This is a genomic window from Arthrobacter sp. AOP36-F1-5 (assembly GCF_058137995.1).
Genome location: NZ_CM176892.1, coordinates 3,149,314 through 3,170,440 on the forward strand (window position 1 = coordinate 3,149,314; position 21,127 = coordinate 3,170,440).

General features: G+C 67.7%; 17 protein-coding genes. 7 read left to right on the top strand and 10 right to left on the bottom strand.

The window, feature by feature from the left end:
* Positions 1-2: 2 nt before the first annotated feature.
* The 5 genes from AC3ZI9_RS14435 to AC3ZI9_RS14455 are packed head-to-tail and all read right to left on the bottom strand — an operon-like array spanning position 3 to position 8,547.
* Positions 3-2,120 carry an alpha-galactosidase gene (locus AC3ZI9_RS14435; protein ID WP_444553775.1) on the bottom strand — a complete coding sequence of 706 codons (2,118 nt, stop codon included), beginning with the start codon at positions 2,118-2,120 and terminating at the stop codon, positions 3-5.
* Positions 2,117-5,257: a glycoside hydrolase family 2 TIM barrel-domain containing protein gene (locus tag AC3ZI9_RS14440; RefSeq protein ID WP_444553776.1), complete on the bottom strand. Its 3,141-nt coding sequence runs from the start codon at positions 5,255-5,257 to the stop codon at positions 2,117-2,119. The genes AC3ZI9_RS14435 and AC3ZI9_RS14440 overlap by 4 nt, the downstream gene beginning before the upstream one ends.
* Positions 5,258-5,267: 10 nt before the next feature.
* Positions 5,268-6,254: a carbohydrate ABC transporter permease gene (locus AC3ZI9_RS14445; protein ID WP_444566799.1), complete on the bottom strand. Its 987-nt coding sequence runs from the start codon at positions 6,252-6,254 to the stop codon at positions 5,268-5,270.
* Positions 6,251-7,162, bottom strand: a complete 912-nt coding sequence (locus tag AC3ZI9_RS14450; RefSeq protein ID WP_444566798.1) for a carbohydrate ABC transporter permease — start codon at positions 7,160-7,162, stop codon at positions 6,251-6,253. The genes AC3ZI9_RS14445 and AC3ZI9_RS14450 overlap by 4 nt, the downstream gene beginning before the upstream one ends.
* Positions 7,163-7,185: 23 nt before the next feature.
* Entirely contained in the window at positions 7,186-8,547 is a 1,362-nt protein-coding gene (locus tag AC3ZI9_RS14455) for an ABC transporter substrate-binding protein (protein WP_444553779.1), read from the bottom strand.
* A 305-nt stretch (positions 8,548-8,852) separates the two neighbouring features.
* Between AC3ZI9_RS14455 and AC3ZI9_RS14460 the strand changes: the two genes are divergently transcribed.
* The 4 genes from AC3ZI9_RS14460 (at position 8,853) to AC3ZI9_RS14475 (ending at position 12,434) form a co-directional block, all read left to right on the top strand.
* Positions 8,853-9,638: a DeoR/GlpR family DNA-binding transcription regulator gene (locus AC3ZI9_RS14460; protein ID WP_444553780.1), complete on the top strand. Its 786-nt coding sequence runs from the start codon at positions 8,853-8,855 to the stop codon at positions 9,636-9,638.
* 9 nt (positions 9,639-9,647) lie between these two features.
* The gene (locus AC3ZI9_RS14465) at positions 9,648-10,715 is read left to right on the top strand and encodes a CdaR family transcriptional regulator (protein WP_444553781.1); all 1,068 of its coding nucleotides are present in this window, start codon (positions 9,648-9,650) and stop codon (positions 10,713-10,715) included.
* 146 nt (positions 10,716-10,861) lie between these two features.
* On the top strand, positions 10,862-12,022 hold the full coding sequence (locus AC3ZI9_RS14470) for a glycerate kinase (protein WP_444561156.1): 1,161 nt from the start codon (positions 10,862-10,864) through the stop codon (positions 12,020-12,022).
* Positions 12,023-12,053: 31 nt separating this feature from the next.
* Complete coding sequence (locus AC3ZI9_RS14475) at positions 12,054-12,434, top strand: RNA-binding S4 domain-containing protein (RefSeq protein ID WP_444553783.1); 381 nt, start codon at positions 12,054-12,056, stop codon at positions 12,432-12,434.
* On the opposite strand, the gene AC3ZI9_RS14480 is transcribed toward AC3ZI9_RS14475, so the two are convergent.
* Positions 12,431-12,940: a ferritin gene (locus AC3ZI9_RS14480; RefSeq protein WP_444566797.1), complete on the bottom strand. Its 510-nt coding sequence runs from the start codon at positions 12,938-12,940 to the stop codon at positions 12,431-12,433. The two genes, AC3ZI9_RS14475 and AC3ZI9_RS14480, sit on opposite strands and share 4 nt — an antisense overlap.
* A 144-nt stretch (positions 12,941-13,084) precedes the next feature.
* Here AC3ZI9_RS14480 and AC3ZI9_RS14485 point away from each other — a divergent pair, with 144 nt between their 5' ends.
* Both AC3ZI9_RS14485 and AC3ZI9_RS14490 read left to right on the top strand, forming a co-directional pair.
* The gene (locus tag AC3ZI9_RS14485; RefSeq protein ID WP_444566796.1) at positions 13,085-14,782 is read left to right on the top strand and encodes an ABC-F family ATP-binding cassette domain-containing protein; all 1,698 of its coding nucleotides are present in this window, start codon (positions 13,085-13,087) and stop codon (positions 14,780-14,782) included.
* Between the two features lie 96 nt (positions 14,783-14,878).
* Positions 14,879-16,252 (top strand): NAD-dependent succinate-semialdehyde dehydrogenase, encoded by a 1,374-nt coding sequence (locus AC3ZI9_RS14490; RefSeq protein ID WP_444553786.1) that lies wholly within the window; start codon positions 14,879-14,881, stop codon positions 16,250-16,252.
* Between the two features lie 59 nt (positions 16,253-16,311).
* On the opposite strand, the gene AC3ZI9_RS14495 is transcribed toward AC3ZI9_RS14490, so the two are convergent.
* The gene (locus AC3ZI9_RS14495) at positions 16,312-16,551 is read right to left on the bottom strand and encodes an acylphosphatase (RefSeq protein WP_489923710.1); all 240 of its coding nucleotides are present in this window, start codon (positions 16,549-16,551) and stop codon (positions 16,312-16,314) included.
* Between the two features lie 80 nt (positions 16,552-16,631).
* Complete coding sequence (locus AC3ZI9_RS14500) at positions 16,632-18,620, bottom strand: S9 family peptidase (protein WP_444566795.1); 1,989 nt, start codon at positions 18,618-18,620, stop codon at positions 16,632-16,634.
* A gap of 59 nt (positions 18,621-18,679) precedes the next feature.
* On the opposite strand from AC3ZI9_RS14500, the gene AC3ZI9_RS14505 reads away from it, so the two are divergent.
* Positions 18,680-19,228 (top strand): DUF1697 domain-containing protein, encoded by a 549-nt coding sequence (locus tag AC3ZI9_RS14505; protein ID WP_444566794.1) that lies wholly within the window; start codon positions 18,680-18,682, stop codon positions 19,226-19,228.
* Here the strand turns inward: AC3ZI9_RS14505 and AC3ZI9_RS14510 are convergent.
* Both AC3ZI9_RS14510 and AC3ZI9_RS14515 read right to left on the bottom strand, forming a co-directional pair.
* Positions 19,225-20,520 (bottom strand): MFS transporter, encoded by a 1,296-nt coding sequence (locus tag AC3ZI9_RS14510; RefSeq protein WP_444553790.1) that lies wholly within the window; start codon positions 20,518-20,520, stop codon positions 19,225-19,227. The genes AC3ZI9_RS14505 and AC3ZI9_RS14510 overlap by 4 nt on opposite strands.
* The gene (locus AC3ZI9_RS14515) at positions 20,520-21,062 is read right to left on the bottom strand and encodes a TetR/AcrR family transcriptional regulator (protein WP_444553791.1); all 543 of its coding nucleotides are present in this window, start codon (positions 21,060-21,062) and stop codon (positions 20,520-20,522) included. The genes AC3ZI9_RS14510 and AC3ZI9_RS14515 overlap by 1 nt, the downstream gene beginning before the upstream one ends.
* Positions 21,063-21,127: the final 65 nt, after the last annotated feature.

The following is a 21,127-nucleotide window of genomic DNA, read 5'->3' on the forward strand; positions in this document are numbered from 1 at the left end:
ACTCACAAAGCCTCCAGTGCTTCGGCATGGAGCAGGATGGCCCGCTCGGGGTTCAGTGCGGGCAGGGCCAATCCCACGGTGGACAGATAACTGCCCGTGGCGGTGAAGCCGTCTTCCAGCCACGCGGGCGGTTCCCGGTGGATGAAGGTTCCCGGTTCGCGACCGGGCACGATGGCCCTGACCCGGTAGGTCTTCTCCTCCTGCAGGCCCGGCAGGGCGATGACTCCCGGGCCGGCGCCTTCGGAGGAACGCAGCAGCGCGAAGGCATACAGTGCTTCGCCGCCGTCGGCGGCGACGGTTCCGTAGAGGCTGAATGCCGCGTCCCCCAGGTCGGCCCGGACCTGGATACCGGAATGCAGCAGTCCGCGGTGCTTCTTATACAACCCGACCAGCTGGTGCAGGGTCGCCCGGTCGGCCCCGCGGGCTTCGCGGATATCCCATTCGAGCCCGAAGTGGCCGAAGAGGGCGGTGATCCCGCGGAAGGCCAACGCGTGGGTGCGCCCCGAGGTATGGGACGTGGCCGGGCCGATATGCTGTCCGACCAGTTCGGGGGCCAGCACGCGTTGGGTCAGTTCCTGGATGTGTTGGCGTTCCAGGGCGTCGTTGGAGTCCGAGGCCCAGACCCGGTCGGCGTGTTCGAGCACCCCGAGGTCCACCCGGGCCCCGCCGGAGGAACAGGATTCGATTTCCAATCCGGGATGGGCGGCCTTCAGCTGGTCCATCAGGGCGTAGGCGGCCAGCGTCTGCCCGTGCTGCGAAGGCCGGCCGGCCGAGGCCAGATCGGTCAGATCCCGGTTCTGGTCCCATTTCAGGAACGAGATCGGTGCCCCGGCCTGCGCGGCATCCGTCAACACCGCATCCAGGGCGGTGAAGAGGTGGGTGTAGGCCTCGGGCACGGTCAGGTCCACGACGTGCTGGTTCCGCCAGGTCGGGGCCAACCGGTCTCCCCGGGCCCGGCACAGCCAGTCGGGGTGGTCGGTGGCCAGTGCCGAATCGGGGTTGGCCATTTCGGGTTCGACCCAGAGACCGAATTCCATGCCCAACTCGTTGACCCGGCTGATCAACGGGACCAGCCCCTCCGGCCAGACCTGCCCGGAGACCTGCCAGTCCCCCAGTCCCGAGGTGTCGTCACGGCGGGAGCCGAACCATCCGTCGTCGAGCACGAATCGTTCCACCCCGGCCTCGGCTGCCGCATGGGCCAACGAGACGAGCTCGTCGAGGTCATGCCGGAAATAGACGGCTTCCCAGGTGTTGAGCACCACGGGCCGGGCCCGGCGCGGATGGCCCGGGCGGGAGCGCAGGTAGGTATGGAAACGGGAGGCGACCCCGTCCAGTCCTGCCGGCGAATAGGCGAAGTAGACCCACGGACCGGTATGGCTCTGCCCGGTCTCCAGGACGATCTCCCCGGTCCCCGGCAGTTCCCCGGCCCCCAGGGCGCGGGACGGGTCGGCGGTGCGTTCGGCGAAGACCGTGCTGTTTCCGCTCCAGCCCAGGTGGGCCGCCCAGAGTTCGCCGCGGCGGTGGGCGAAGCCGGGGGTTCCGGCGGCCAGGAGCAACGGGGCGTCGTGCCCGGTCCGACCCCGTCGTCCGGTCCGGGCATGGGTTCCGGTGACGAAGGGCAGGCGTTGTTCGGATCGTTCGCGGGACCAGCGTCCTGCGGTATCCAGTAGTTCGGTGGCCTGCTGTCCGACGGGGAGCATCGTGTTCAGCGCCCTGACCTCATAGCCCGCATCGCCCGTATTGGTCAGGGCGTGGCGCAGCCGCAGTAGTCCGCCGGGCAGCAATTCCACGGTGGTTTCCAGTTCCAGTCCGGCCTCGGCATCGGTGGCGGTGAGGACGAGCTGGCTGTCCCCGCGGCGCACCTCGGGATCGGTGAAGCGCACGGAGGTGTCCCGTCCGCCGCGTCCGCCCTCGAGCAACGGGGTGCCCGCCCAGCCGGCACTGGCCTGCGGCCACAACGGCATGCTCAGCGGGTGGTCGTAGTTCGAATGCAGCACCGGGCCGGTCGATTCCCGTCCGGGCAGGGCCCCCGGGTCGGCGCCGAAGTGCACGACGGCGGGATCGCCGGCGGTCTGCAGGAGCAAGGCGACCCCGTCCCCGCTGAGACGGTGCAGGCTCATGGGGTCCCACCGCGTTCCGGGAGCACGGCCAGTTCCAGGAGCAGCTCGGCACGACGGGCCGTGAAGGCCTCCGCGTCGGCGACGTCGATGCCGCAGGAGCGGCTGCCCAGCCCGTGCTGGCCGGCGTCGATCCCCAGATGCCAGTGGGTGGATTCGGGCAGTTCGGTGGGATGGCTGGCCCCGGCCAGTTCCTGCTGGCTCCAGGGGCTGAGCGTGAATCCGGTATCGGCCGGGCCCTCCAGGATGGTCAGCCGAAGGGTCCTGCCGTCCACCAGGTCCAGGTCCAGGGACCGCAGGTCGCCGCGGCGGCCGTTGGCCTGCGGGCGCGGGTAGCCGGTGCGCAGTTGCCCCACCGGCAACCGGTGGGTGCCGAAGCGTTGGGCCGAGCGGGAGTCGGCGTAGCTCTCGCCCGGTCCGGCCCCGGTGAATCGGGCGGTGCAGTCGTCGGTGAGCGCCGCGGCCGGCAGGGTGAATCCGAGGCCGAGCTGGGCCAGCGGGAATCCGTAGTCCTGCAGGGCCTGCATCTTCGCCCGGAGGCGCAGGGTCGTTCCGGTGGCGCTGAAGTGCAGATCGACGTCGAAGCCCTCGGGCCGGGCCGGGGCGCCATAGCGGTAGACGCTGGACAGTTCCCGGGCCGTGGCCCGCATGGACAGGGTCCGGCGTTGCAGCCGGTGCAATCCGGCGGTCCGCCAGTGTTCCGCCACGGCGATGACGGGGCCCGGGGCCAGCCCGGCGTAGGCCTCCCAGTCGAAGTCCTCCGGGGCCTGGGCGTTGTTCCCTGCCGTATCGGGTCCGCCGGGGCGCATGCCGCGGCTGGGTTCGATGGTGCCTTCGTCGTTGTCGGTGGGGGCCCTGTAGGCCAGTAGTTCGGGCCCGGCCAGTTCCAGGTCGGCGAGGGAGGCCAGCATTCCGGCCTCGTCGAAGGAGGCCAGTTCCCAGGGTTGCCCGGCATCCTGCGCGTGCTGCCCGGCCTGCCCGGGGGCTTCGGCAAGGGCCGGCGTTCCGGCGAGGCGTCCCTGCCCCCAGGCGACCTCGTGGCCGGCCGGCGCCCACCAGGTCGGGTCGGCCAGCTGCACGGAGACACCCAGCAGCGCGCCGGGATGCCGGCCCGCCACCACGGGGACGGGCACGGTGGCCGTGGACCGGGGCGCCGTAGGCGCCACGTCCAGGACCCCTTCGGCCAACGGTGTGCCGGACCCGTCGGGGGCCGGGTCGGCGGCGTCGAGCCGCCAACGGAAGAGGTAGTCGGAGGTGTCCGCGAAGTCCTGCCGGTTCTCGATCCGCAGCTCCTCCCCGACGGTGATCCTGACGGGTTCGATGACCTTGGCATATTCGGTCAGTCCGGGGCTCGGGGTGCCATCGGCGAAGACGAGTCCGTCCAGGACGAAGTTGGAATCGTGGATCGGTTCCGCGAAGTCCCCGCCATAGGCGTGGACCGGCTGGCCATCGGGGGTGGAGGCGAGGATGCCGTGGTCCTTGTACTCCCAGACGAAGCCGCCCGCGGCCCGGGGGTAGGCGTCGAAGAGGGCCTCGTAGTCGCTCATCCCCCCGGGTCCGTTGCCCATGGCGTGCACGTACTCGCACAGGATGTAGGGCTGGGTCCCGATGCGCCCGGAGCCTTCGGCACTGACCGAGGGGACGGGGTTCCCGGCCAGCAGCGACTCCGATTCGGTCGGGGTGGCATACATGCGGGAGTAGACGTCGGTGTAGCGGGCCTCGTGGTCGCCCTCGTAGTGGATGGGGCGCGTGGGGTCGTGGCGGCGCAGCCAGTCGGCCATGGCGGCCAGGTTGGCCCCGGTGCCCGATTCGTTGCCCAGCGAGAACATCACCACACAGGCGTGGTTCGCGTCGCGGCGCCAGGTGCGTTCGATCCTATCCAGGTAGGCCGGCAGCCAGATCGGGTCGTCGGAGGGGTTGGATTCCCAGCCGGTGGCGACGAAGCCGTGGGTCTCCAGATCGCATTCGTCGATGAGCCAGAACCCGAGCTCGTCGGCGAGGTCCAGCAGGTGGTGGTTGGGCGGGTAGTGGCTGGTGCGGATGGCGTTGATGTTGTGCCGCTTCATCGTTTCCAGCTCGCTGCGGGTGAATTCGGTGGTGATCGCCCGGCCGGTGACCGGATGGAATTCGTGCCGGTTCACCCCGCGGAAGCGGATGGGTGCGCCATTGACGCGCAGCACCCCTTCGGCGATGTCGACCCGCCGGAATCCCAGCCGCAGCGTGACGGTTTCCCCCGGGGAGGCCAGGGTGGCGGTGTAGAGCCGCGGGGTCTCGGCGGTCCAGCCGTGGACCCGGCCGACGGGGACGTCGAGCATGGCCGTGGACGTCCCATCGGTGGGGGCCTCGATCGTCTGCTCGATCCCCAGTTCCGGCAGTGAGAACCGCAGCGGGAAGGACCCCGCCGGGGCCGTCGCTTCCAGTGCCAGATGCCCGGCACCGGCGTCGTAATCGGCGACGACGTGGACATCACGGATCCCCGCGGCGGGTTCACCGATCAGGGTGACGTCGCGGAAGATGCCCGGCAACCACCACTGGTCCTGGTCCTCGAGATAGCTGGCGGCGGAGAAGGCGTGCACCCGCACGACCAGCCGGTTGGTCCCGGTTCCGTGGTGCACCGAGGAGGTGACATCGAATTCGTGGGTGAGCCGGCTGCCGGAGGCATGGCCGAGTTCGGTGCCGTTGAGCCAGGCCTTGAACGTCGATTCGACCCCTTCGAACCGCAGGATCACCCGGCCCAGGGAATCCAGGACCCCGGAATCGAAGCCCAGTTCCTCGAGCGTGAACTCGCGCAGGTAGTCGCCGGTGCCGTTCTCGTCGGGGACATGGGGCGGGTCCAGCGGGAACGGGTAGTCCACGTTGGTGTACCAGGGGCTGCCGAAGCGGTTGATCTGCCCGGTCACCAGCGGCCCGTTGGCCGCATCCAACACCCAGTGCCCGGGAACGGCCACCGCGTCGGGGAACAAGGCCTCCTGCGCGGCGGGATCCTGGTGGGCGGCGGCCACCGAGGGCGAATACCTGAACCCCCAGTCCCCGTTCAGGCTGGCTTCGGGCCGGTCCGAGCAGAGATGGGCCCGCGCCGGCAACAGGCCGGCTCCGGGTGAGGGGTCGAGGTGGTACGGCAATGCCTGCTGGTCGGTCACGGGGTTCCTCCTACTTGCTGCTGCCGAGGGTCAGCCCGGCGACGAAGTGCTTCTGCAGGATCATGAACAAGATCACTGTCGGCAGGGCGATCATGACCGCACCGGCGGCCACGAGGTTGTTGTCGGTGAAGAACGCTCCCTTGAGGTTGTTCAACGCACTGGTCACCGGCATGGCGTCGCCATCACGGAGCAGGACCAGTGCCCAGAAGAAGTCGTTGTAGATCCAGGCGAACTCGAGGGTGGCCAGGGCCGCCAGTGCCGGGCGGGTCAGCGGCAGGACGATCTGGTAGAACTGCCGCCAGACCCCTGCCCCGTCGACCTGGGCGGCTTCTCCGAGTTCGTCGGGCAGTGCCTTCATGAAGTTGCTGAGCACGAAGACGCAGAAACCCATTTGGAAGGCCACATTGATCAGCACGACCCCGAACTGGGTGTTGTAGATGTCCAGGGACAGGAACATCCGGTACAGCGGGGTGATGATGACCTGCTGGGGCAACAGGTTCGCGGCGGTGAAGAACATCAGCATGAACAGGTTCAACTTGAAGCTGAAGCGGGCCAGGACGAAGGCGGCCATCGAGGACATGAACAACACGATGATGACCGCCGGGACGGCGATGTAGAGCGAGTTCAGGAAATAGTGCGGCAGGTCGGCCTGCGTCCAGGCGGTGACGTAGTTGTTGAAGTTCAGCGTGTCCGGCAGGGACACGTAGCCCTTCTCCGCCGTCTCCGAATAGGGACGCAGGGAGGTGTAGACGGCCCAGGCCAGCGGGGCCAGCCACAGGACCGCCCAGACGATGAGGCCCACATGGAGGATGACCCGTCCGGGGCGCAACGGGGCCTTGTTCTTCCGCCCTGGTGCGGCGGAGGGGGCCGAGGTGCTGCTCCTGCGCCCGGTTCCATGGCGGCCCCGGGGCGGCTCTTCCTGCGTCACCACGGTGGCGGAGGATGTGCCGGTGCGGTCCGGATGGGATTCGTCGGGGGTCGTGGTGGCGGCACTCATCGGGCCCCCTCCTTCTTGAAGGTCTGAACCAGGTACGTGATGATGAACACCAGCGAGATGACCAGCAGGACGACGGCGATCGCCGAACCGAAGCCGATCCGGCTGGCCTCGCCGATGATGTTGTTGGTGATCAGCACCGAGAGCAGTTCCAGCCCGTTGGTTCCCTTGTTGATGATGTAGACGATGTCGAAGGCGCGCAGCCCTTCGATGACCGTCACCACCAGGACGATCACGTTGATGGGCTTCAGGGTCGGGAAGACGACCTGGAAGAAGGCCTGTCGCTGGTTGGCTCCATCGATCGCCGCCGCCTCCTTGATCGAGACGTCGACCCCCTTCAGTCCGGCCAGGTAGAGGATCATGATGTAGCCGACATGGCGCCAGCTGGCCGCCACGAGCACGGCCCAGAGGTTGATGTCCGAGTTGCCCAGCCAGTTCACGTTGGCACCGGTGAGCTGGTTGATCAGCCCCTGGTCCTGCGAGTAGAGCAGGGTCCAGATGAAGCCGACCAGGGCCAGGGAGAGCACCACCGGAAGGTAGAAGATGCTCTGGTAGACGCGGGTTCCCTTGATGTTCTTGTCCAGCAGCACGGCCAGGAACAATCCCAGTGGGGTGGCCACCAGGGCCAGGACCAGCAACCAGATCACGTTATGCCACATGGCCGGCCAGAAAGGCGGGTAGATGGTGGCCAGTTGCTGGTAGTTCTGGAACCCGACGGGTTCCATGGCCGTCACCCCGTTCCACCGGGTGAAGGAGAGGAACACCGAGCCCAGCGCCGGCCCCCAGATGAAGGCCAGCACCACCAGCGCCGGGGCACCGAGCATCAGGGTCAGTACCACCCGGTCGGTGCTGCTGTAGCGGCGGACCTTGCGGGGTGGGGCCGCAGGCGCGCTCTGTGTCGTCGTAGTCATGGTGTTCCTCTCCTGCAGCGGCATCAGGCGGTGAAGATGGCCTTCTTCTGCGCCTCGATGTCCTTCAGGATGTTGTTGATGTCCTTCGGGTCCTTGATGAAGGCCTGCAGCGAGGGGATCATCACCGTGGAGGCGAAGTCAGGGCGGGTGTCGCGGTCCAGGAACTGTGCGGTGTGCTTGGCTTCCCCGACCAGTTCCACCGCCTTCTTCTGCAGGGCCGTGTAGTTGGAGGTGTCCACGTTCGTCGCCGGGCCCACGATCGACTTATCGGCTTCGGTGTTGATCTGCTCCGCTTCGGCACTGCCCAGGAACTCGAGGAGGTCCTTGGCGGTTCCACCGTTTTCGGTCTTCGCGCTCATCATGAACCCGTCGGTGGGGGCGTCGATGGAGTCCGTGCCGTGTTCGTCGTTGATCTTGGGGAACTTGAAGAAATCCAGATCCTCCAGGGCCTCGCCGCCCTCCGCTCCCTGGAACTGCTGTGAGATCGACATGCCGAAGACCGCCATGCCGGTCTTTTTCTGCAGCAGCCCCTGGGCCATTTCCTGCCAGTCACGGCCCAGGCCACCCTTCTGGTGGTAGGGCATCTGCTTGGCCCACGTGTCGAAGACGTCCTTGACCTCATCCGATTCCCACGATTCTTCGCCGGCCAGGAGGCTGGTGTGGAAGTCGTAGCCGTTGATGCGCATGTTCAGGATGTCGAAGGTGCCCATGGCCGGCCACCCGTCCTTGTCGCCGAGGCCGATGGGGGTCAGCCCGTCCTTCTGCATCTCCTTGCTCAGGCTGATGTACTCGTCCAGCGTGGTGGGGATGTCGTAGCCCTTGTCCGCGAACACCGACTTGCGGTAGAACACGGCCCAGGGGTAGTAGGAGACCGGAACGAAATACTGCTTGCCGTCGGTTGCGGTCGCGGAGGCCTTGAAGGCCTCGCTGAAATCGTCACCGATGTTGTCCCAGACGGAGCTGACGTCCCCGGCCAGACCCTGGTCGGCGAAGAAGCGCATGCGGTAGCCGGCGAACCAGCTGAACACGTCATCGGGTTCACCTTGCAGGTAGGAGTTGATCTGCTCCTGATAGGTGTTGTGGTCCACCGTGTTGATGCTGACCTTGGAACCGGAGTCCTTCTTGAAGGTGTCGATCATCTTCTTATAGGCGGCCTTCGGCACGGCATCGGACTGGTTGGAGCCGAAGGAGATGGCCCCGGTGCCCTCCTTGACGTCCGAGCCTCCTCCGCCTCCTCCGCAGGCGGTCAACGCGGCCATGGCCGACAGGCCCACGGCCCCGCCGAGCACCGAGCGGCGGCCCACCGGGACGCTGAGACCAGCTCCGAGCGAAGACGGGCTGGGTGCGAACGAATATCCGCTCTTCCGGGGGTTGGACTGTGCCACGGTGACTCCTTGGGTTGTGCCGCAGACCCGTTTCAGGTGCCAGGCGACGGAGAATTCTTGAAAAACACTCAAAGTCGATCAGAAAGCAACGTAATCAGACTTATCGCTACTATGGCACGCGTCACTTTGGAGCGCAAGGGGTCGATGTCAACCAATTGTCGAGGGTGCTTTTGGCGGGATTTATCGGTATTTTTTGGAAAAAGAACCACTCGCACATTTCCGAACCTCGACTATGCTGATCTGACCGGGCCATCCCGCCCTCCGTCCGTCCGCTCCCCGCAATCCCCGAAAAAGGTGTCCCGAACATGGCAGAAATGCTCCCGCAGCAACGTCGTCGGCACATCCTGGACGAGTTGAACAAATACGGACAGGTGCGCGTCACCGAGCTCTCCCACGAACTGGGCATCTCGGAGATGACCGTCCGGCGGGATCTGAACGCGCTGGCAGCGGCCGGGGAACTGGTCAAGGTCCACGGCGGGGCCACCCGTGAACAATCGGCCACCAGCATCGAGCCCGGCTTCACCCGCAAACTCGGGCTCGCGGCCCCCGAGAAGGAGGCCCTGGCGCTGCGGGCGGCCGAACTGATCGAACCCGGCATGTCCGTGGCACTGAATTCCGGGACCACCACCTATGCCCTGGCCGGTCACTGCACGGGTATTGCCGACCTGACGGTGGTGACGAACTCCCCCCGCATCGCCGAGGTCTTCTACAGTGCCGACAACCCTTCCCAGTCGGTCATCCTCATCGGTGGCATCCGGACCCCCTCCGACGCCCTGGTGGGCCCGTTGGCCACGGCCGCCCTGGCCCAGCTGCATGTGGACATCTGCTTCATGGGGATCCATGGCATGACCGCCGAAGACGGTTTCACCACCCCGAACATGCTCGAAGCCCAAGCCAACCAGGCGTTCATGTCCGCGGCGGCGGAACTCGTCGTCGTCGCGGACCACAGCAAATGGGGCATCACCGGGTTGTGCCAGATCGCCGAACTCGGCACGGCGGATGTCCTGATCACCGGGGACAACCTCTCCCCCGAGGCGGTCGACATCCTCGGGCAATCCATCGAAACGCTCCTGCTGGCACCCACCGCCTAAACTGGCGGCATGCCCCAGCCCCTCAGCCCGGAACTGGCCCAGCGCGTCATCGACCAGGTCGCCCCGACGCTGGAGTTCAACATCAACATCATGGATCCCGCCGGACGGATCATTGCGTCCACCGACCCCGCACGGATCGGCTCGACCCACGCCGTCGCGCGGGCCGTGGCCGCCGGCGAACCGGGGATCGTGCACGACGGCGCGTCGCCCGCCGAACGCCCGGGGGCGAACCTGCCGCTGCGGTTGGACGGGAAGATCGTGGGCGTACTGGGCCTCACCGGACCTCCGGAGCGGGTCTCGCCCGTGGCTCAGGTGCTGGTTCTGACCACGGCCCTGCTGCTCGAACGCGAACGTGAACTCGATGACTCCGCCCGCCGCGAAGCAGCCGACCGCGAACTGCTGTCCGGGATGGTGGCCGGCGATATCGACGGTGCGGCCATCACCGGGGCGCTGGCCTCCGGGCTTCCCGGGCTGGCGGCCCCGTGGAGCCTCTCCGCCGTCCTGGACCGCCAGGAGAGCGGCACTGTGGAACCCGACCCCGGGGCAGTCCCTCCTCCCGGCGCCCAGCGGCGGGCCCGTTTCGGCGGGGCACAGTGGATCCTGACCGGGGCCCGGTCCACCCGCCCGGAAGACCGGGCCACGGCAGTCCCCCCGGCGGGGACCCTGATGATCGACGGCGGCCCCTGCGCCGACGGCGCCGAACTGGCCGGGGTGGCCCAGGCCCTGGGGGCGTTGGTCGCCGCCGCCGATCTGCTGCCGGAACCACCGGCGTCGGGGATCCTCAGGCTCGATGAATTGGCTCCCGAACTCAGCGTCTCCTGCCTGCCGGCGGCGACCCGCGCCTCGATGGCCCGCCGGGTGGACTCCCTGGGCGCGGGGCACCGAGGCACGGTGGTGGCCTTCCTGCGCTGTGGTGCCTCGGTCGCGGCCGCGTCCCGTGAGCTGTACCTGCACCGGAACACGACCGTGCAACGCCTGGAGCGCATCACCGAGCTGACGGGGCTCGACCCGCGGAGCCCGGCCCAGGCGGCTTCGCTGCAGCTGGCGATCATCGCCGCCCGCCGCCGGACCCGGTAGCCACGCAGGCGGCCGCACCTCCCGGGGGCCTTCCCCGACACATCCGGAAAAACAGTGCATATTGCACATGTTCTGGTGGACCAATGCACCAAAGACCGGACAACTCATCCATATTTCTTCGTTCGGCAGTGTCCTAGAGTGGAGCCATGAGCCCCCAATCACCTCCCGTCATCGTCGTCGCCCCCGATTCGTTCAAGGGCAGTGCCTCCGCCGCCCAGGCTGCCGCCGCCCTCGCCCGCGGGGCCCGCGCCGTCGCCGGACCGGCGGCCACCATCCTCGAACTGCCCATGGCCGACGGCGGCGAAGGCACCCTGGATGCGCTGCTGGCGACCTGGGGGACGGAACCGTTGACCATGGAAACCACCGACGCCCTCCGCCGCCCCGCCACGGCACGGTACGGGCTCTCCGCGGATGGGACCACGGGCATCATCGAGGCGGCCGAAGCCAACGGGTTGCCCCAGGTCGCCGATCTCGACCTGCGCCCGCTGGAGGCCGATACCTACGGGGTCGGGCTGATCGCCGCCCGCCTGCTGGACGCAGGGGTCTCGGAGATCCTGCTGTGCATCGGCGGCTCCGCAACCACCGACGGGGGTACCGGGATGCTCAGCTCCCTGGGGGCCCGGTTCCTGGATCCCGGGGGCGAACCCGTCGCCCCGGGGGGCGGCTCGCTCTCGGCCATCTCCCGGGTGGACGTATCGGGGCTGCACCCCCGGGCCGCCTCCATATCCTGGCGGATCGCCGTGGACGTGGACAACCCGTTGTGCGGGCCACGGGGTGCCGCCGCGGTCTTCGGCCCGCAGAAGGGGGCCGGCCCCGAGGACGTCGCGGTGTTGGATGCCGGTCTGGCCCATCTGGCCACGGTGCTCGACGCCGAGGAGGTGTCCCGGCACCCCGGGTTCGGGGCCGCCGGCGGACTGCCCCTGGCCCTGGTGTCCCTGCTGGGGGCCGAAACGGTTCCGGGGGCCGAACTCGTCTCCACCGCCGTCGGACTACGCACTGCCCTGGCCGGCGCCGACGTCGTGCTCACCGGGGAGGGACGGCTGGATAGCCAGTCCCTGGGCGGCAAGGTCGTCGACGCCGTCCGCCGCACCGCGGACCAGCACAGCCGGATCGTGGTCATCGCCGGTGCCGTGCAGCTCGATGCCGCCTCCTGCCGGGAGGCCGGGCTGACCGCGGCGTTCTCCATTGCCTCGGGAGCGGCGACGCTGGCCGAGCTGCAGGCCGATGCCGAGCGCCTCATCGAGGACGCCGCGGCCCAGGCCTGCGCGGCCCTCGGCCTCGGAGCGCCGGGGGCTTCGACCCGGTAGCTCCCGCCGCGGGCGGCTAGGCTCGGGGATCATGAAGATTCTGGACAAGGCAGTGCGCATCGATGCGTGGCTCTGGGGGATCCGCGCCTTCAAAACCCGCTCCGCGGCGACGGCGGCCTGCCGGGCGGGTCACGTCAAACTCAACGACCGCCCGGCCAAGGCCGCGGCGGTCGTGGTTCCCGGAGACATGATCCGGGTCCGGGAATCCGGGTTCGAGAAGATCCTCGAGGTGCGCGCCCTGATCTCCAAACGCGTCGGGGCTCCGGCGGCGGCCAGCTGCTACACCGACCACACCCCGGAACGTCCGAAGGCGCCGTCGTTGATGATTCCGGTCCGCGACCGCGGAACGGGGCGCCCCACCAAGAAGGACCGGCGCGAACTCGAACGGCTGCGCCGCGAACTGGAAGGCTAGGCCGCCTCGTCCGCGCCCGGACGCTCCGCGAGCTCCGCGTCCAGACGCAGCAACCCGTTCCCGTCCTCACCGATCAGGCGGACCCGGCCGATGATCTCCCCGACGGTCGCCTCCTCTTCGAGCTGTTCCTCGACGAACCAGTTCAGCAGCGGCAGGGCGTCGATGTCCCCCTCCTGCTGCGCCAGACGGTAGAGGCTGCGGATGGCTTCCGACACCTTGACCTCATGGGCCAGCGAGGCCTCGAAGGCCTCCAGGACGGTACCGGCCTTCACACCGGGTGCCTTGATGCCACCGATGGAGGGGCTCGCGTCGCGGTCGGTCATATGGGCGATGAACTTCTCCGCGTGGACGACTTCTTCCTGGGCCTGGGCCCGGAACCATCCGGCGATGCCCGGCAGGTCATGGACGTCCATTTCGATGGCCAGCTGGCGGTAGACCACGGAGGCCTCGAGTTCGAGGGTGACTTGGTCGTTGAATGCTTCCTTCAGTGCTCCAGTAAGTTTCATGTGGATTAATCTACGGTGATTCCACCGGGCTGTCATCGCAGTCTGGCCTAACTGACCCGGGCATGGATCCATTAGCGAACACGGGCGTTGTCCCCCACGGGACGGGGTTGGGAAGCCATGCCTGCCCGGCCCTAGACTGGCCGGATGGGTCATATTGATGTTGCCGGAATCGACTATTTCCTCTCCGACGGCACGCAGCTGCTGAACGAGGTCTCCTTCAAGGTCGGCAACGGCAGCAAAACCGCCCTCATCGGACCCAACGGCGCCGGGAAGACGACGCTGTTCAAGATCATTGCCGGTGACCTCACCGCCGACGGCGGGACCGTCGGCCTGTCCGGCTCGATGGGCATCATGCGCCAGTTCGTCGGGCAGGTCCGTGACGAGTCCACGGTGCGCGACCTGCTGGTTTCCGCCGCACCCCCGGCCCTGGCGAAGGCCGCGGCCGAGATGGCAGCCGCCGAGGAGGCCATGCTCGAAGACCATGCAGACCCCGCAGCCGAGGAGAAGACGCAGATGCGTTACGCCCAGGCGATCGTGGACTGGGGTGACGTGGGCGGATACGACATCGAGACCGTCTGGGACGTGGTCTGCATGGAGGCCCTCGGTCTGCCCTTCGAGGCCGCCGCCCACCGTCCGGCGACCACGCTCTCCGGTGGCGAGCAGAAACGGCTGGTACTGGAGGCGCTTTTCGCCGGCAACGACGAGGTCCTGCTGCTCGACGAACCGGATAACTACCTTGACGTCCCGGGTAAGCGTTGGTTGGAAGGCAAGCTGCGCAGCTCCGACAAGGCAGTGCTGTTCATCAGCCACGACCGCGAACTACTCAATCAGGCCGCCGAACGCATCATCACCCTTGAACCCGGTGTCAACGGTGCCTCCGCCTGGATCCATGGCGGGTCCTTCGGGAACTACGGCGAAGCACGTGCGGACCGCAACGCCCGCTTCGAGGAACTGCGCAAACGCTGGGACGAGGAGCACACCAAGCTCAAGGAGCTGGTGAACATGTACAAGAACAAGGCGGCCTTCCGTTCCGATATGGCCACCCGGTACAGCGCGGCACAGACCCGGTTGGCGAAGTTCCTGGAGATCGGCCCTCCCGAGGCGCTGCCGATGGAACAGAACGTCAAGATGCGGCTGAAAGGCGGCCGCACCGCCAAACGGGCCGTGGTGGCCACGAGACTGGAGCTCACCGGGCTGATGAAGCCCTTCTCCACCGAGGTCTGGTTCGGGGACCGGGTGGGGGTGCTCGGTTCCAATGGTTCCGGCAAATCGCACTTCCTGCGGCTGCTCGCCGCCGGCGGCACCGACCCCGAACGCGAACATCTCCCCGTCTCGGATATCGCCCTGACCGAGGTTCCCCACGAGGGCAAGGTCAAGCTCGGCGCCCGCATCCGTCCGGGCTACTTCGCCCAGACGCATATCCGGCCGGATCTGGGTCATCGTTCCCTGCTGGACATCCTGCACCGCGGCGACGAGCACCGCTCCGGCATGGGGCGCGAGGCGGCTTCGGGGGCCCTTGATGGTTACGGATTGGCTGCACAGGCCGAACAGGCCTTTGATTCACTCTCCGGAGGGCAGCAGGCCCGTTTCCAGATCCTGTTGCTGCAACTTTCGGGAGCGACCCTGCTCCTCCTCGACGAACCCACCGACAACCTGGACCTGCACTCCGGCGAAGCCCTGGAACGGGCGGTCAATGCTTTTGAAGGAACCGTTCTGGCGGTCACCCACGACCGCTGGTTCGCCAAGTCCTTCGACAGGTTCCTGGTCTTCGGGTCCGACGGGAGGGTCTACGAGTCCGAGGAACCCGTCTGGGATGAGGCCCGGGTCCAACGGACCCGCTGAGCGGGAATACCCGTCCCGTCCGGGACGCTGTGCCCGGCAGGTGACCGTTGAAGGACAACGGCCACGATTGATCGTCCCCCACCGAAGGAGACCACGTTGAGCATGTACGCCGTCACCAACCCAGCCACCGGAGAAGTCGAGAAGGAATACGAGACCTTCACCGACGCGGCCCTGCAGGAAGCCCTCGCCGGCGCCCATGCCTCCTTCGCCACCTGGCGGAACACCTCGGTGGACGACAGGGCCGCCCTGCTCGGACGCGTCGCCGACCTGTACGAGGAACGCCGGGACGAACTGGCAGCGATCATCACCCGTGAGATGGGCAAGCCCGTCATGCAGGCCAAGGGCGAAATCGGCATCGTCGCCTCCATCTACCGGTACTACGCCGCCAACGGCCCCGGCTTCCTCGCCGACGAGGAACTCGACGTCGCCGCCGGCGGATCCGCCGTGGTGCGCAAGGAGGGTCTGGGCGTGTTGCTGGGCATCATGCCCTGGAACTTCCCGTACTACCAGGTTGCCCGGTTCGCCGCCCCGAACCTGATGAACGGCAACACCATCCTGCTCAAGCACGCCCCGCAGTGCCCCGAATCGGCTGTGGCCATGGAGCAGATCTTCCGCGATGCCGGAGCCCCCGAGGGGGCCTATGTGAACATCTTCGCCACCAACGAACAGATCGCCGAGCTCATCGCCGATCCGCGGATCCAGGGCGTATCGCTCACCGGTTCCGAGCGCGCCGGTTCCGCGGTGGCCGAAGTCGCCGGCCGGAACCTGAAGAAGGTCGTTCTGGAACTGGGCGGTTCCGACCCGTTCATCCTGCTCGATACCGAAAACCTGGAGAAGACGGTCAAACGCGCCGTCAACGCCCGCATGGGCAATGGCGGCCAGGCCTGCAACGCGGCCAAACGCTTCATCGTCATGGCGGACCTCTACGACGACTTCGTCGAGAAGTTCACCGCGGCCGCCGGCGCCATCACGCCGTCGGATCCCACCGAGGACCAGACGGCAGTGGGCCCGCTGTCCTCGCAGTCGGCCGCGGACAATCTGCAGAAGCAGGTCGATTCGGCCATTGCCGAGGGGGCCAAGGTACTGGTCGGTGGTTCCAAGGTGGCCGAGGATTCAGCCTTCTTCCAGCCCACCGTGCTGACCGGGGTCACCGATGAGATGGAGGTGTTCCATCAGGAACTGTTCGGCCCGGTCGCCATGATCTTCAAGGTCTCCAGCGAGGAGGATGCCGTGGCCCTGGCCAACGACACCCCCTTCGGACTCGGTTCGTCCATCTTCACCGAGGATCCCCAGCGGGCCCAGCGGGTGGCGCATCAGATCGACGCCGGAATGGTCTTCATCAACGAGCCCGGCGGGACCGCCGCCGAGTTGCCCTTCGGCGGGGTCAAGCGCTCCGGCGTCGGCCGGGAACTGGGCAAATACGGGATGGAGGAGTTCGTGAACCGCAAACTCATCCGCACCCGCAAGTAGACACCCCGTCAGGCCGTTTCCTTCCCACGGGAAGGAAACGGCCTGTATGCCGTGGTGGCTCAGCCGACCTCGAAGCCTCCGCGGCCGGCACGCACCTCGATCTGCCGGACGTCGAGGCGTTCAACCCGGCCCGGGGCATCGGGCGAACGCAGCCAGTCGGCCAGGGCGGCCACCGCCGCCGCGGGACCCTGCGCAGTAACGCACACGCTGCCGTCGGGGAGGTTCTGCGCGCTTCCTTCCACCCCGAGGGCTTCGGCGCGCTGCCGGGTCCGGTACCGGAATCCAACCCCCTGCACCATGCCGTAGGCCATCGCCTCGACGGCCGTGACCGCGTCGCCGGCGTCCGGGCCGCTGCTGCCGCGGGTCCCCGGCCCGCCGTTCATGCCGCCCCTGTCGATCCGCCGGTCAGTTCGATGGGTGCCACCCCGGCGTCGAAACCGAAGACGTGGGCGTAGAACGCCAAGGAGAGTTCCTGGGCGCGTACGATGTTCGCTGCCTGCCGGAACCCGTGCTGTTCCCCGGCAAAAAGCACGTAGGCATGTTCGATCCCCTTGGCCGCCAGCGCGTCGGCGAACTTCTGCGACTGGTTCGGCGGGACGACCTTGTCCTCGTCGCCCTGGAGCAACAGGACCGGGCAGTCCAGGTCGTCGACGTGGTTGATGGGGGCCCGTTCGACATACAGTGCGCGGGCCTGTGGCCACGGGCCCACCAACGACTCCATGTAGTGGGCTTCGAAATCGTGGGTATCGGCGACGAGCGCCTCGAGATCGGCCACCCCATACCGCGAGATCCCGGCGCTGAAGGCCGTGGTGTTGGTCAGGCAGGCCAGGGTGGTCCACCCGCCGGCCGAACCGCCTTCGATGGCCAGCCGGTCGGGATCGGCCAGCCCGGCATCCACGAGGCCGCGCATCACCGCGACGGTGTCCTGGACGTCGGCGACGCCCCACTGTCCGGCCAACCGTTCCCGGTAGGCCCGACCGAATCCGCTGGATCCCGCATAGTTCACGTCCACCACGCCCAGCCCACGGCTGGTGTAGTAGGCGATCTCCAACGACAGGCCGATGTGCGCCTGTCCGGTCGGGCCGCCATGCACCATGGCGATGAAGGGGGGTTTCTCGTCCGTACCGCCCAGGTATCCGGCAAGCGCCGGTTCGTAGACGTTCGCGTGCACCACCGTCCCGGTTTCATCGGTGAACTCCATCGCCCGTCCGGTCGGCAGCACCCCGGGGTCGGGGAGTTCCGCCAGCGACCGGCGGATGGTCCTCATCTGGCAGGAAGCCAGATCGAGCACCCGGATGCCGTTGCCTTCGGTCGAGTTCTGCGACACGGTGAGGACCTGTGGGCCGGTGCCCTCGTCGTGGATCTCGATGGGCAGGGCATGGGTCAGCACGGCCTCGAGGTCCTCCAGGGTCCCTGTCCGTGGATCGAGCACGCCCAGCCGCATCCCGTGGGTGCCATGGGCGGCCAGGATCCTCCCGTCCTCGAGCACCGAATACCAGGTGCTGCCGATCTGCCACAGGGGTTCGGCGAATTCCTCCTCGCGTGGGCACAGCGCCCGGGCCGTCCCGGCGTCGACGTCTTGCCTGTAGAGGTTCCACCAGCCCGAGCGGTCCGAAATGAAGGCCAGGGCCCCGGCGTCGAGCCATTCGGGTTGCAGTACGGATTCAGCCACCGAACCGGCCAGCTCAGTCACCGAGGACACGATCCCTGCGTCGTCGAGTTCCCCGACATGCAGGACGGTCCCGTCCCAGGGCATCTGCGGGTGTTCCCAGCTGATCCAGGCGATCCGCCGGGCATCGGGGCTGAGCCGGGGATAGGCGACGAACCGGGACGGCGGCGTCACCCGGCGCAGCCGCGACGCATCCTGGGCGGCACTGCCGTCCAGCGGGATGGCGACGATGTAGCGTTCCGGGGCGGGCCCGCTGAGATCCTCGCAGACGGCGAGCATCTCGCCGGCATCCGCGGAGGGGACGAACTCGGCGAAGCGCAGTTGCGGGTCCGTCTGACCGCCGGGCCGGGAATCGGGGGTCAGGGCACTGATGCCCGCGGGTCCTCGCAAATGGACTCGCTGATCAGCGAAGTTCGTGAAGACGAAGCGGCCGGTTTGGGCGGAGTCGGCCAGCGGGGCCCAGGCCGCGCCCCCGTATTCGTGGACCCGGCTGCGGACATTGTAGGGCGCTGGAAGCAACTCCACCTGCGGGTCCCCGTCGGCCATGATGGTGTTGCGTCCGCCTTCTTCCGGGCGACCTTCAACCCACCAGACCACGTCGGCCACGAACCGGGGGAAGCCCACCGGCCTACGGGTGGCGATCAGTGATGCCGCGGTGAGTGGTGAGGGCCAGGAGCCGTATGATGCACGAATACTCATGACATACGAGCCTACCGGTGGGCCTTCCGCCGTCGAACCGGCCGAGGCAGGATGGACTCATGACACGCTTTGCCGTCTTCCTCCGTGGCATCAACGTCGGCGGGGTCCGCATCACCATGAAGGACCTGGCTGCCGCGCTGGCTGCTGCCGGATATCGACGGGTCATCACCGTGCTGGCTTCGGGGAACGTGGTGCTCGATGCCGACGAAGACGACGCCGGCTCCCTGGGGACGGCGCTGGAGGCCCTGTTGGGCGAGCGCTTCGGCTATCCGGCGCGGGTCGTCGCCACGACGACGGCCCGGGTGGCGGCGTTGGTCGGGGCCTACCCCTTTCCCCCGATCGACGACGGGGTTCCCCGGCACGACTACGTGGTCCTGGCCGCCTCCGAGACAGCCGTGGCCTCGGTCATGGCTGCGGCCCCACGGCCCGCCGACGGGGAGAGCTTCGCCACCGGGGACTCGGTGCTGTATTGGCAGGTTCCCCGCGGCGAATCGCTGAGCTCACCGCTTGCCAAGGTCCTGGCCCGCCCGCAGCACAAGGCGTCCTTGACCACGCGGAACCTGAACACCCTGCACAAGGTCCTGTCCCGGGCGGCTGCCGGGGACTAGACGCGTTCGGGTGTCCGGGCGGCTTCGGCGTCGTCCTCGATCTGCCGGGGCCCGTTGATCATGAAGGCACCGGCCACCATGACCACCAGGCAGATTCCCAGCATTCCGAAGGAGGCGCCCCAGCCGCCGGTGGCCTCGTGGACGACCCCGAAAAGCAGCGGGGCGATCGCGGCGCCGACGTAGCCCAGGCCCTGGCTGAATCCTGCCAGCACCCCGGATCCATAGGTCGTGCGCGAACGCAGGTTGATCATCAGCAGCGCCATGGCGAACGTTCCCTGCCCGAGCCCGGCCGAGGTGATCCACCACCAGGTCCCCTGGGTCGGGAGGAAGTACATGCCCAGATGCCCGATGACCCAGAGCAGGACGAAGAAGCCGACGGCGTAGATGGGTTGGCGCATCCGCGGGACCACCAGCGGCACCAGCAGGCTCACCGGTAGTCCAAGGACCGCGAAGTAGGCCAGCGCGCTGCCGGCCACGGCCGGGGAGATCCCCTCGCCGATGAGATAGGGCGGAAGCCAGGTGAAGTAGACGTAGGTCTGTCCGGAGTTCCCGGCCAGGAAGATGGCCAGGCCCCAGGCGACCCGGGAGCGCCAGGGGTTGATCCTGCGGTCCGCTTCCACCGCGACGACGCCGGCGAGTCGGCTTTTGGTTTCGGCCGGGGTCTCTGCCGCCGCCATCCGGGCATGTTCTGCCGCCTCCGCGCCCCGCCGGCGCCGGTCGGCCGCGAACTGGATGAACCAGGGCACCAGGACGACGGCGCTGGCCAGGGTCCAGAAGCCGATGGAGAACCGCCAGTTGGACACCTGCTCGAGCGGGACCGCGAACATGGGGCTCATGGCGGTGCCGATCGCGATCAGGGTCACGTAGCCGGAGGTGACGGTGGAGATCTTATCCGCGAAGTATTTCTTCACCAGTGGCGGCAGAACCACGTTGCCCATGCCGTAGCCGATCATCGTCAGCGCGGAGAGCAGCAGGAAGGAGGTCACGTCCCCCACGAAGGCCCGGCCCGCCTGTCCGACGATGGCCAGTGCCACCGAAAGCAACAGGGTCCGTTCCAGTCCCAGCATGGCTATCATCCGCGGGGTGAACAGCCCCGAGATTCCGAAGATGATCGGGGCCAGCATGGCCAAGAGTCCGGTACTGAAGGCGGTGAAGCCCAGCTCCGGGCCGATGAGGTCCAAAAGCGGCGGAACCGAAACGACGGCGGCACGCACGCTCAGGGCCATGAGCATGATCCCCACCAGAGCGGCGATGCGCCCCTTCCATGGCCGGGACTTGAGCTTCAAGGCCATCAGTGGCCTTCCTTGAGCCGGTCGACCTGCTCGAGCAGGGCGCCGATATCACTGCCGACCAGGGAACGGGACCAGGTGCCGGGCATCGTCGAATGGTAATAGAGGCCTTCACCGATCAGCATGATGGCTTCGGCGGCATGCGGGTCGGCGACGTCTTCGCGCACCAGTCGCTCCCAGTCGCCGTGCACCTGGTCCAGGGCGGCGACCGCCGGGGCATGGGCCCCCGCCGCCAGACGGACGACGGCCTGGTAGAAGGAATCGAATTCGGTTTCCTCGACCGTGGAGGTGCGCACATAGTACCGGGCGGCCCCCTCGGGGGCGGCTTCCATGCGTTCGCTATCCTGCTGCGCGGCGTCCAGCAGACGTTCGATGACGGCTTCGGCGAGGGCGTCCTTGGAAGGAAAGTGGTACAGCAGCCCGCCCTTGGAGACACCGGCCAGTGCCGCGGTCGCGTCCATCGTCGCCGCCCGTTCGCCATCGCTGCGCAGCAGGGCCGCATAGGCGTCGAGGATTTTCTCCCGTGCTGTTGGTGGTCTGGACATGCCTTCGACTCTAGCGTTTTCGACCGCCTCCGCCGTCATCGACATCATATGGACTCCATACCGTC